The following is a 12,850-nucleotide window of genomic DNA, read 5'->3' as shown; positions in this document are numbered from 1 at the left end:
AGGGAAGTGGAGAGAACATGAAATTGAAAGTGGCTGCAATCCAGATGGACCTTGCATTCGGAAACCCGGAAGAAAACTACAATCGCATGAAAAAGTGGCTGCAAAAGGCAGCTGATGCAGGATGTCAGCTAGCCGTGCTTCCAGAATTATGGACAACAGGCTATGATTTAACACGTCTTGATGAAATTGCAGATAAAGAAGCGAATCAAACGATTACTTTCTTGTCTGAACAGGCAAAGAAACATCACATGCATCTCATTGGCGGATCGGTAGCCAATCAAACGAAAGACGGTGTCGAAAATACACTGCTCGTCATTAACAACAAAGGGGAATTGCTTAAGAAATACAGCAAGCTGCATTTATTCCGGCTGATGGAGGAAGAGAAGTTTTTTCAAGCGGGAAAAGATGATGGATTATTTACATTAGAAAATGAAACGATGGCGGCGTTCATCTGCTACGATATCCGATTTCCTGAATGGCTGCGAAAACATGTACTGTCAGGAGCCAGCGTGTTATTCATTCCTGCCGAATGGCCGCTTGCCCGCGTAGATCACTGGCGGACACTGCTTATTGCTAGAGCCATCGAGAATCAAAGCTACGTGATTGGCTGCAACCGCAGCGGAGAAGATCCGAACAATAAATTTGCTGGTCATTCGATCATCGTCGATCCATGGGGGGAAATTATCGCTGAAGCAGGAGAAGAAGAAGAATTGCTCATCGGTGAAGTGGACCTCGCAAAAGTACCGGAAATACGAAAACGAATCCCTATTTTCGAAGACCGCCAGACAGAATTTTATAGCTGAAGCAAAGAAGAGGCTGACTCACAGCCAAAGTGTCAGACCCCACCTCAACAATAGACTGTATATTAGATAGATTAGCACCTGCTATATACAGTCTATTGCGCGTGAGGTCAGACCCTTTTGAGTCAACCTCTTTCTTTAATTATTCCCATTCGTATGGTGTTTCTTGATATACATAATAGTTCAGCCAGTTCGAAAACAGCAAATGTGCGTGCGAACGCCATTTGTTGACAGGTTTTTTTGTCGGATTATTGTCCGGGAAATAATTTTTTGGCATATCAATGTCAAGCCCTTTCGTCACGTCCCGATCATATTCTTCCGCCAGCGTGTGGCCCTCATACTCTAAATGTCCGGTAATCATCACATGCCGCTCATCTTTTGACATGATGATAAACGCTCCCGCTTCTTCAGAAGAAGCTAACAGCTGCAGCTCCTCATGCGCTTCGACTTGCTCTCTTTCTACATCCGTATAACGGGAGTGAGGAGCATAAAACTGATCATCAAATCCTCGCATTAATTTAACAGTCGGTTCGTTCACTGTGTGACTGAAAATGCCGGAGCATTTTTTCGGCAATTCAAATTTCCCGATGCCGAAATGATGATAAAGCGCTGCCTGGGCTCCCCAGCAAATATGCAGAGAAGACGTAACGTTTGTACTCGCCCAGTCCATAATCTCGGTTAATTCCTTCCAATAATTCACCTCTTCAAACTCCATTCGTTCGATTGGCGCACCAGTTATAATCATTCCATCAATTCGTTTATTCTGTACTTCTTCAAACGTTGTATAGAATTGCTCCAAATGGGATTTACTTACATTTTTGGATTCGTGTGTGGCTGTATGTAGAAAAGACACATTCACTTGAAGCGGTGTGTTGCCAAGCAGCCGCAATAACTGTGCTTCTGTTTTTTCTTTTTCAGGCATTAAATTTAAGATTAGTATATTTAAAGGACGGATATCCTGGCTGCGGGCCCGATCGACGTCCATAACGAAAATATTCTCTTTCTCTAAAATCTCCCGTGCCGGCAATTCCCGCGGTATATTAATCGGCATCTTCCTACCCCCTTGTGTTTTTGAATTTTCAATAAACTATTATAGTCAGCATGAGTAAAAAAACACAAGAGGTGTTTGACTTAAATAGTCTCATAAAAGGAAGGGTCTCCTCGTCCCTAACGACTGAATCTCCAGCAAACGTGTGCTATATTTAAACGAGTGGATAAAAGAAAGGGTGTTAATAATTATGGCAAAAAGCGTAGTATTAGCTGAAAAGCCTTCTGTAGCACGTGATATCGCACGTGTACTCAATTGTAATAAAAAAGGAAACGGATACCTTGAGGGAAATAAATATATCGTTACGTGGGCGCTTGGACATCTTGTGACATTAGCTGACCCCGAGAGCTACGATGTGAAATACAAAACATGGAACTTAGAAGATTTACCCATGCTGCCGGAGCGTTTAAAACTGACCGTTATCAAACAGTCCGGAAAGCAATTTAACGCTGTAAAAAGTGTATTGCAGCGTTCAGATGTGACTGAATGTATTATTAGTACCGATGCGGGAAGAGAAGGTGAATTGGTCGCCCGTTGGATTCTTGAAAAAGCAAAATTTAATAAGCTGATTAAACGCCTCTGGATCTCTTCAGTGACTGATAAAGCTATAAAAGACGGATTTGCAAATGTAAAACCGGGTAAACATTACGAAAATCTTTACCAAGCAGCGGCTGCACGTTCTGAGGCAGACTGGTACATCGGACTTAACGCCACACGTGCCTTAACGACACGATTTAATGCTCAACTAAACTGCGGCCGTGTCCAAACACCGACTGTTGCCATCATTGCGGCTCGTGAAGACGAAATCAAACACTTCAAGGCACAAACCTATTACGGCATTGAAGCGCAAACGGCGGATAAGTTAAAGCTGACTTGGCAAGATGCAAAAGGCAATGGCCGCAGCTTCGATAAAGACAAAATCGATGCCATCGTAAAAAAACTCGGCAAACAAAACGCAGCAGTTATAGACATTGAGAAGAAGGCGAAGAAATCGTTCTCCCCTGGACTATACGACTTAACCGAGCTGCAGCGTGACGCTAATAAAATCTTTGGCTACTCCGCTAAAGAAACATTAAACATTATGCAAAAGCTGTATGAGCAGCACAAAGTATTAACATATCCTCGGACAGATTCACGTTACATTTCATCAGACATCGTCGGAACTCTACCCGAACGCCTCAAATCCTGCGGCGTAGGCGAATATCGTTCTTTAGCTAATAAAATTTTAAACAAGCCAATAAAGACCTCTAAATCATTCGTTGATGATAGCAAGGTGTCCGATCACCACGCGATCATTCCAACTGAAGGATACGTGGACTTCTCGGCATTTACAGATAAGGAACGTAAAATTTATGATTTAGTGATTAAACGTTTCCTAGCTGTATTGTTCCCAGCTTTTGAATATGAACAATTAACACTTCGTGCGAAAATTAGTGATGAGAACTTCGTTGCTAGAGGTAAAACGATCCTTTCAAGCGGCTGGAAAGAAGTATACGAAAATCATTTTGAAGATGACGATTCAACAGATGATCTAAAAGAACAAATTTTCCCGAGGATCGAAAAAGGCGATACGTTAAACGTCCAATTGATTGCACAAACATCAGGGCAAACAAAGCCGCCTGCACGCTTTAATGAGGCGACGCTGCTTTCGGCAATGGAAAACCCTGCGAAGTACATGACCACACAAAATAAACAGCTTGCAGACACATTAAAATCGACTGGCGGATTAGGTACTGTAGCAACACGTGCTGACATTATCGACAAGTTGTTTAACTCGTTTTTAATTGAAAAACGAGGTGGGAAAGAGATTTACATCACGTCAAAAGGCCGCCAGCTGTTAGACTTAGTGCCAGAAGAATTACAGTCACCAGCCCTCACTGCTGAGTGGGAACAAAAACTTGAATCCATCGCAAATGGAAGACTGAAAAAAGATGCATTTATTAAAGAAATGAAAAACTATACAAAAGAAATCGTTTCTCAAATTAAAGCGAGCGATAAAAAGTACAAGCACGACAACATTTCCACAAAGTCCTGTCCAGACTGCGGAAAACCAATGCTTGAAGTGAACGGTAAAAAAGGCAAAATGCTTGTGTGCCAAGACCGCGAATGCGGACATCGTAAAAACGTCGCCCGTGTGACAAATGCCCGCTGTCCGCAATGCAAGAAAAAACTAGAACTTCGCGGCGAAGGAGCCGGGCAAATCTTCACATGCAAATGCGGGTATCGCGAAAAACTCTCATCATTCCAGGAACGCCGCAAGAAAGAATCTGGCGGTAAAGCGGATAAACGTTCTGTACAGAAGTATTTAAAGCAGCAGGAGAAACAAACAGAACCTCTGAACAATGCATTAGCTGAAGCATTAAAAGGGCTGAAGTTTGATTAATAAGAGATGTAAGGGGCTATTCATGAATAGCCCCTTACTATTTATTTACACTAACTTCTATATATTGTTTGTTTCTGCAAATAGAGGAATAATCTCCGCTCCCGAAACCCCGTGACTTCTTTCACCTTTTCATTTATATTGGTTAAAATGTAACGTTTTGTCATAACCATATACTATGGAAAAAAGAAAGGAGAGATCGTTATGCTGTCACAGAAACGCGGTGACATCCCTTATATTCTCGGCTTGATTTTTCTGCTCGCTGGAGTCGTTTACTTTTTTGCTTCAAACTGGCCGCTGCTCGACCGCCCTGCCAAAATCGCTCTAAGCATGATGATGATTGTAGTGAGCTTCACTATTGCCATCATCTATAAAAAAAGCGCCACATTCGCCTATCTAAGCAATTGGTGGCTGCTCGTATCGGCTATTTCTTTCGGCATCAGCACAGCTCTCGTCGGCCAGACGTATAATTCCCATGCAGACTCTTACTTATTATTTCTTATCTGGCTGATCCCTGTAATCCTCCTTGCTTTTTTTACGAATTATCGGCCGTTTTTCTGGCTGGCACTGTTGTTATTTGAACTAACCATTTGGATGAAAATTTATCCAACAAGTATACGAATAGACTACTCAACTCATCAAGAAACGAGCATTTATTTAGCGATGACCGCCATTCATCTTCTTATATTCTATGCCCTTCGGAAAACAAGTTTTGAAAAACTAGGGTTTGTCACATTAATTGTTGCCCAATATTGTGCTCTTTTCTTACTAAATAAACATTCTATTTACGATCTGTTTTCGAATTTCTCATCTTTATCTATTGTTTATTTTATCTTTCATGGCATTTATATCGTGCTTCTGCTCTTCTTTTGGCGAAAGTTTATAAACGAGCGAAAAAGCCACCCGGTGATTATGGCCGTTCACCTATTATTCTTCGGCATTTATCTCATTTACAATACGTTTCTCATTTACATTATGGTGTTCGGGGAAACTGTTTTTTACACAGGCTTTCTGCTGCTGATTGCGGTCTTCGGATTCAGTGTATACACCTTGAAAAAGCTTTCGAACACAGTGAAAGAAACAGATAAAAAATGGAGCCGCTATACGTATAAGTTTTTTGTCGGCACCCTTTCTTTTTTAGGAACGATCATTGCTATTGCATCCATTAGTTCGTTTACAGCCTTAGTCTTCGGCTTTGGTACAGGAGTAAAATATGGCTTTCTCATCATTGGGGCGATTTGTGTTGTCGGCGGTCTCTCCATTAGAAAAAGTGATTGGACTGTCATTCGCCTGACTTTGCAAATGACCGGTATTGCACTTTTATTTTTCTTCGCCTATATGCACGGGGAAACATGGGTCTTCTGGCTATTGGCTATCTTATTCGTTAGCATGACCGCCGTTTTGTTTCGGTTGAGAGACGTCTTACTTTATTACTTAGCAATGAATGGAGCCGTCCTCAGCGCTATTTTATCCATCTTTTGGGATTCCGACCTTCCAAGAGAGTGGATCAAACTCATTTTTCTAGTATTCGGATTAGTAAATGCCGCTTTGTTTTCTAAATGGGCACAGCAGCGGCTCGGTCTTCTCGCTTATCTATTATCTCTCGGTTATTTCTTCGCGATGACGGTAGGAGTAGAAGAACATTCAACTGCTTTGGCGATCGGGCTTCATCTCATTTTTGCCGCCTATTTCTATTTTCATTTAACGTATCCGAAAAGCTCATCAAGGCTCTATCTGTGGGTAACATGGGCAGCAGTCACTGTGTTCTTCATCTGGAAATACTACGAATTCGTTTGGAAGCTTCTTCATAAGTCACTTGCGTTTTTTATTGTCAGCTTCCTCTTCTTCCTCATCTTTTATTTGTGGGGGAAAAAACATACAGAAAAAGCGCAAAATATTCTTAAGTGGAGCTGGAAGCCTGCGGCGGTCCTTCTCGTTCTTCAGCTTGTCTTCATTGGATTTACCGCATGGCAAAAAGAACAGCTGCTGAAAAACGGCGAGCTGATCGCACTGCAATTGGAGCCGCTTGACCCGCGTTCCTTACTGCAAGGGGATTACGTTCAGTTGAATTATGCGGTCCATACCGCCTACCAGAACGAGCAGCAAAACGGGCGATTCATAGAGGGGAAAATTCATGTACAGCTAGAACAGACGGCAGAACAGGTCCCTTATCATGGCAAATATGTAGCAGTTTATAAGCCCGTTCATTTTACAAAGGCTGATCAGCCGGCTGTCGTAAATGAGAAGACAGTGACGATTCAAGGCAAGGCACGTTACGGAAATATTAACCTTGGCATCGAACATTTCTTTATCCCTGAAAATACAGGCGTGAAGTGGGAAGACAAGAACATCGCCCTCGTGCGTGTCGCTGAAAATGGGGATGCCCTTTTAGAAACATTAATTAAACGTTAGGCTTTGTTACCCCCTGTTGCTTTCAACTCCAATCAAACATAGTCGTTAACATAGCAGCACGTGAAAAAAGCCGGGCATATGCCCGGCTTTTGTAATCTGTTTGTAACAATATCCGACAAACTGTAACGTTTGTTGTGACAATTTTCTGATATATTAACTACATAATAATCTATACGAAACGGCAGCAGCGGAAGGGTAATAAGGTGAATGAGATGAAAAAATGGGTAACAACAATCATATGTTCATTTATTTTAAGTATTAGCTTGTTAGTTCCAGCACATTCGGCAAGTGCAGCTTCTGCAGATTCTGTTATTGCTGAAGCACAAAAATATATCGGTACACCTTATAGATGGGGCGGTACGACACCAAAAGGGTTTGACTGTTCCGGTTTTATTCAATATGCACATAAGCAAGTCGGCATCCATTTGCCAAGAACAGCTGCACAAATGTACCAAAAAGGCACAGCTGTCGAAAAGTCAGCAATGCAGCCAGGAGATTTAATTTTTTTCAGTACATATAAAAAAGGCGCTTCGCACGTCGGGATTTACCTCGGAAACAATGAATTTATTCATTCGGCTTCTAAAGGGGTCCGCATTGATAAAGTAAGCAACTCTTATTATCAAAAAAGATACCTCGGTTCTAAGCGAATCGCTCAATAAATCATCATCAAACCGGCTCTTGTTCTTGCAAGAGCCGGTTTTTTAGCTGCTACTCCTTCCTCGCTTTTTTCACTTCAATCATGTGAATATGATGACCTTCTACATCTTTGATCGTAAATTGATACCCCTCCTGTTGGAGCGTATCTCCGAGGGCGACATCAATTTTTTGCGTGAGGAACCAGCCGCCGAGTGTATCCACATCATCTTCTGCTAGATGAATACCAAGCAAATCATTCACTTCTGTAATTAATACCCGTGCACTCAGCATATAATGCCCTTCCCCAACTTTTTGTACTTCAGGCTTTTCATCCGCATCAAACTCATCACGTATTTCACCGACAATCTCTTCCAAAATATCCTCTACTGTTACCAGTCCTGATGTACCGCCATACTCGTCTAACAAAATCGCCATATGAATTCTTTCTTTTTGCATTTTCAGCAAAAGGTCGTGAATGGGGATCGTCTCAATGACACTGATCGTTGGCTTAATAAACCATTCTAACGGCCGTTCATTATAATTGTCTTTCGTTAAAAAGTAAGAAAAGATTTCTTTCATATTGACCATACCCACAATATTGTCTTTATCTCCATCGTCAACCGGATAACGGGTATACTTTTCACTTTTTAATATCTCTGTAATTTCAGCCCATGTCGCATCTTTTCGCAGCGTGATCATATCTGTACGCGGCACCATAATTTCTTTAGCAAGCCTTTCGTCAAATTCAAAAATGTTATCTACATATTTGTATTCGGATTGATTGATCTCACCGCTTTTATAGCTTTCCGACAAAATAATGCGCAGCTCTTCTTCTGAATGGGCCACTTCATGTTCTGATACCGGTTCTAGTCCAAATAAACCAGTGAAAAAGCGCGAAGAACTATTTAACGCCCAGATAAATGGATACATCACCCGATAAAACAATTGGAGCACCGGTGCAAATGCCAACGTGATCGACTCTGCTTTTTGGATTGCAAGTGTTTTTGGAGCTAATTCTCCTACCACAACATGCAAAAAAGTAATGATCGAAAAAGCAATAATAAAAGATAAAACCCCTGTCAATGAAGGAGCTACATTCATTTTTTCAAAAAGAGGATGCAGCATCCTTTCCACAGTCGGCTCACCAAGCCAGCCTAATCCAAGCGAAGTAATCGTAATGCCGAGCTGACATGCCGATAAATATTCATCCATATTCGCAACGACCTTTTTAGCAACGGCCGCTTTTTTGTTTCCTTCCGCAATCAGCTGATTAATTCGTGACATCCTCACTTTCACAATGGCAAATTCAGAAGATACAAAGAAAGCGGTTAATGCAATTAACAAAGCAATAAGAAATAAATTAACAATAATCAAAGATGGCAAGGAAAGCGAAAGATGAAAAGCACTGTTCATTTTTTATTCACCTTCTTTACTTTCCTCTCTCACCTCCCGTACAAGTTTATATCTACATTTACCCAATTAAAAAACATCTATGCCGACTGTTTCCATTTTCTTTATTCTTTTACCATTGCCATGAACCTATGCGCCATTTTACGATATTCCTTAGATACTTACCCAATACCCGATTCTTGATTTAGGCTTGCATTGATTTGAATGAAAACCTTTGTTAAACTTCCCTGTTGATTCCCGCTGGGGGCGCTCACCTTCCGCTCCAATCAATAATAATCATAAACATAACCTAATGAAAATAAGGAGTAGTTTTCATTTCTACGCCGCCATAGTAAAATAAAATGAAACTCCATTGAGAGTTAGTTAAATGGATCGGGCGTTTACTGGCAGTTGATCGCCCATCTGCGCTTCTTGGAAATAACTAGAATGCTTGCAGCGAGGGTCTTACTGCCAGTTAATGCGGGTTAAATAAAAGCAATTCACTTTACTAATGAGAGGAATTTGAAATGAGTATTTTAACAGTTGAACGTTTAAGCCATGGCTTCGGTGACAGAGCCATTTTCAATAATGTATCCTTCCGCCTCTTAAAAGGGGAACATATCGGCCTGATCGGCGCAAATGGAGAAGGCAAATCCACGTTTATGAATATCGTTACTGGACAGCTTCAGCCCGACGAAGGAAAGGTATCATGGTCAAAAAACGTCCGCGTCGGTTATTTAGATCAGCACGCTGTGCTTGAGCGGGGAATGACGATCCGCGACGTATTAAAAACAGCTTTTCAATATTTGTTTGATCTCGAAGCTGAAATGAACAGCTTATTTGCTAAGATGGGAGAAGTTTCGCCTGAAGAATTAGAAGAGCTTTTAGAGGAAACCGGAACGATTCAAGATTTATTAACAAATAATGACTTTTACGTCATTGATGCCAAAGTAGAAGAAATCGCCCGCGGACTCGGCCTTGATGAAATTGGGCTGGATCGCGACGTCCATGATTTAAGCGGAGGACAGCGAACGAAAATTCTGCTTGCCAAGCTGCTCCTTGAAAAACCTGATATCCTTCTGCTTGATGAGCCGACAAACTATTTAGATGAACAGCATATCGAATGGCTGAAACGCTATTTGCAGGAATACGAAAATGCATTCATTCTTATTTCTCATGACATTCCTTTTTTAAATAGCGTCATCAATTTGATCTATCACATGGAAAACCAAGAATTGAATCGTTATGCTGGTTCCTATGATGAATTCCTCAAAGTGTATGAAATGAAAAAACAGCAGCTAGAAGCCGCTTATAAAAAACAGCAGCAGGAAATTTCGGAATTGAAAGACTTTGTCGCCCGCAACAAAGCAAGGGTTTCCACACGAAATATGGCGATGTCCAGACAGAAAAAACTCGATAAAATGGAAGTCATTGAGCTGGCACAAGAACGGCCTAAACCTGAATTTCACTTTAAAGAAGGCCGCACATCCGGCAAACTGATTTTTGAAACAAACGATCTAGTCATCGGCTATAACGACCCACTGTCCAGACCATTAAATTTACGCATGGAGCGCGGACAAAAAATCGCTTTAACAGGGGCAAACGGCATCGGAAAAACGACGCTGCTGCGCAGTATACTTGGAGAGATTCAACCATTGTCAGGAAACGTACAACGAGGCGAATCACTTCAAATCGGCTATTTCGAGCAAGAAATCAAGTCCGAAAATAATCGGACATGCATAGAAGAATTATGGACCGAGTTCCCTTCCTTTACTCAATATGAGATCCGCGCTGCTCTTGCTAAATGCGGTCTCATGACTAAACACATTGAAAGCAAAGTCAGTGTGTTAAGCGGCGGGGAAAAAGCAAAAGTCCGGCTTTGTAAATTAATTAACAACGAAACGAACCTGCTCGTCCTTGATGAGCCGACTAACCACCTGGACGTAGATGCGAAAGCTGAGCTCGCTCGGGCCCTTAAAGAGTACAAAGGAAGCATTTTGCTTATTTCCCATGAACCCGAGTTCTATCAGCAAGTGGCGACCGAAGTCTGGAATTGCGAATCATGGACAACAAAAGTGTTTTAAGGAGTGTGCCAAATGGCAAATCGCGTAGTTTTATCCTGGAGCGGCGGCAAAGATAGCTGCATGGCATTAACGAAACTAGTACATGCAGGACATGAAGTTGTCTCCCTCCTTACGACGGTTCCTAAGGAGTCCGACCGGACATTTGCTCACGGGGAAAAAATAGAAATGATCGAACAGCAAAGCAAATCATTAGCTATTCCCGTTCATTTCGTTCACTGTCCCTTGGAACAATATACCGAAACATTTATTAAAGACTTGATCCAATTAAAAGAACAGCTTAGCTTAGATAGCGTTGCGTTTGGCGATATTTATTTAGATGGCCACCGTGAATGGGGAGAAAACGTGGCAGCCGCTGCTGGATTAGAAGCGATCTTCCCTCTTTGGCGCCGTCAAGAAGAAAGCTTGGCCTTGCTGACTTCCTTTGTTCAATCAGGATACAAAGCAGCTGTAATCCGTATACGGCAAGATATCTTCGATGACTCCTGGCTTGGCAAAGAACTTGATCATGATTTTTTAGCATCCATTCAAGAACATCCCGTTTGTCCGCTTGGTGAAAACGGAGAGTATCATACATTTGTGTATGATGGACCCTTATTCCAGTCCTCCATTCCGTTCACCCGCGGGTCGATCATTGCACAAGAAAACAGTAAGCGCCTAGAGATCGGGCTGCTCGCTTGATAAGACAAATGACGAAAGAGAGAAGGCTTCTGTTTTAAAGCCTTCTCTCTTTATTTAATAACTATAAGAAAACAGCTGCGCTTTGTGCACCATTTATTGAACTTTATGTGCACGCTCGTCTATTTTATGCGCGAAAACTTTAAAAGTATGCGCGCTGGCTTATTTCCCTGCATTAATCGGCTTCCCTTTAAAAAATTCTTTTTTCACAAGCGTAATGCCTAATTCTTTCGCTATTCTCTTCAGGTCGCGTTCTTCTCTTTCTGTTACAAAGGTAATGACAGTGCCTGCTTGACCCGAACGCCCTGTTCTTCCAGCTCGGTGTGTATACTGAGTCGCATCTTTTGGCATATCGAATTGCAGCACGTGGCTTAATCCTTTAATGTCCAATCCTCTAGCCGCTACATCTGTCGCAAACAGCAAATCCAGTTTTCCTTCTCGAAATCGCTTTAATGCATTCGCCCGTTCCTGTTTCTTTAACTCACTATGAAGGATACCGTTCGTAAATCCTTTATAATCAAGCTTCTCCGAAAACACATTGACCTCGCTAATATCCCGGATAAAGGCCAGCACTCTCTCCGGTTCAAAACCACGGATGACCCGTTCCACCATGATGTTCTTTTTTCGTTCATCACACACGAAATAAACATGATCCACCTGGGATGCAGGCAGTTCTTCTTTACTGACTCGGATCTCTTTCTCCTCGTTCATCCATCCTTTCGCGATGGCAGCCGTTTTCTCCGGCATTGTTGCCGAAAATAAGACGAGCTGGCGGTCTTTCATCGTCGATTTAATGATGGCTTCTAAGTTTTTCATATGCTCCGGTACGAGCAGCTGATCGCCCTCATCCAAAACGAGCAGCTTCACTTCATGCATTTTCAACTTTTTCATTTGAATCAGTTCATATATTCGCCCTGGCGTGCCCGCAACAACTTGCGGCTGCTTTTTTAGCTTTTCCAGCTGACGCTTCACATTCGCTCCTCCGATGAAAGCAGCACTCGTTATGCCGCCTCCCCATTCCCGGATTTCATCAGCAATTTGCATCACCAGTTCTCTTGATGAAGCTAGTACAACTGCTTGAACAGCTTTTTTAGCAGGATCTACTTTTTCAAGCAGAGGCAGTAAATAAGCGAGCGTCTTCCCTGTTCCCGTCGGTGATTCAGCAATCAGGTCGTTTCCTTCAAGAATCACCGGCACTGCCTTTTCCTGGATCGGTGTCGGTGATTGGAAACCAGCCTTTTCCCATGCTTCCTGTAAAAATGGCTTCATTGTATTTAAAGTTGTAAATGATGTCGTCATAAAATCTCCTTTTTTCTTACCGTTTCTATCGGTGTCGTTATCTCTTCATTATGGAAAACTTTTATCATTTTCGCAATCCCTGGCTGAGAACGTTTCATCCTGTTGAAAAAGTGGAATATTTGTTTAA

9 protein-coding genes are annotated in these 12,850 nt (G+C 42.0%); 6 read left to right on the top strand and 3 right to left on the bottom strand.

What is annotated here, in order from left to right:
• Positions 1–17 precede the first annotated feature (17 nt).
• The gene (locus QYG89_RS10565; RefSeq protein ID WP_404317015.1) at positions 18–803 is read left to right on the top strand and encodes a carbon-nitrogen family hydrolase; all 786 of its coding nucleotides are present in this window, start codon (positions 18–20) and stop codon (positions 801–803) included.
• A gap of 139 nt (positions 804–942) precedes the next feature.
• Here the strand turns inward: QYG89_RS10565 and metA are convergent, their stop codons facing one another.
• Positions 943–1,851 carry a homoserine O-acetyltransferase MetA gene (gene metA, locus QYG89_RS10560; protein ID WP_404317013.1) on the bottom strand — a complete coding sequence of 303 codons (909 nt, stop codon included), beginning with the start codon at positions 1,849–1,851 and terminating at the stop codon, positions 943–945.
• A 187-nt stretch (positions 1,852–2,038) separates the two neighbouring features.
• Between metA and QYG89_RS10555 the strand changes: the two genes are divergently transcribed.
• The 3 genes from QYG89_RS10555 to QYG89_RS10545 all read left to right on the top strand — a co-directional run bounded on the left by QYG89_RS10555 (position 2,039) and on the right by QYG89_RS10545 (position 7,299).
• On the top strand, positions 2,039–4,231 hold the full coding sequence (locus tag QYG89_RS10555; protein WP_404317011.1) for a DNA topoisomerase III: 2,193 nt from the start codon (positions 2,039–2,041) through the stop codon (positions 4,229–4,231).
• 201 nt (positions 4,232–4,432) lie between these two features.
• A complete protein-coding gene (locus tag QYG89_RS10550) occupies positions 4,433–6,640 on the top strand; it encodes a GDYXXLXY domain-containing protein (protein WP_404317009.1) in 2,208 nt (735 codons plus the stop codon).
• A 212-nt stretch (positions 6,641–6,852) separates the two neighbouring features.
• Complete coding sequence (locus QYG89_RS10545; RefSeq protein ID WP_404317209.1) at positions 6,853–7,299, top strand: C40 family peptidase; 447 nt, start codon at positions 6,853–6,855, stop codon at positions 7,297–7,299.
• Positions 7,300–7,348: 49 nt separating this feature from the next.
• Here the strand turns inward: QYG89_RS10545 and QYG89_RS10540 are convergent, their stop codons facing one another.
• On the bottom strand, positions 7,349–8,650 hold the full coding sequence (locus QYG89_RS10540; RefSeq protein WP_404317207.1) for a hemolysin family protein: 1,302 nt from the start codon (positions 8,648–8,650) through the stop codon (positions 7,349–7,351).
• Between the two features lie 542 nt (positions 8,651–9,192).
• Between QYG89_RS10540 and QYG89_RS10535 the strand changes: the two genes are divergently transcribed.
• Together QYG89_RS10535 and QYG89_RS10530 are read left to right on the top strand one after the other, a co-directional pair.
• Positions 9,193–10,749, top strand: a complete 1,557-nt coding sequence (locus QYG89_RS10535) for an ABC-F family ATP-binding cassette domain-containing protein (RefSeq protein ID WP_404317008.1) — start codon at positions 9,193–9,195, stop codon at positions 10,747–10,749.
• A gap of 12 nt (positions 10,750–10,761) precedes the next feature.
• Positions 10,762–11,427, top strand: a complete 666-nt coding sequence (locus QYG89_RS10530; protein ID WP_404317006.1) for a Dph6-related ATP pyrophosphatase — start codon at positions 10,762–10,764, stop codon at positions 11,425–11,427.
• Between the two features lie 159 nt (positions 11,428–11,586).
• Here QYG89_RS10530 and QYG89_RS10525 read toward each other — a convergent pair whose 3' ends face one another.
• On the bottom strand, positions 11,587–12,723 hold the full coding sequence (locus QYG89_RS10525) for a DEAD/DEAH box helicase (RefSeq protein ID WP_404317004.1): 1,137 nt from the start codon (positions 12,721–12,723) through the stop codon (positions 11,587–11,589).
• Positions 12,724–12,850: the final 127 nt, after the last annotated feature.

Origin of the sequence: Bacillus lumedeiriae, from assembly GCF_044891285.1 — a bacterium.
Taxonomy (GTDB): Bacteria; Bacillota; Bacilli; order Bacillales; family Domibacillaceae; genus Pseudobacillus; species Pseudobacillus lumedeiriae.
The sequence above is the reverse complement of the archived record's forward strand: the minus strand, read 5'-3'. Positions and strand labels throughout refer to the sequence as shown.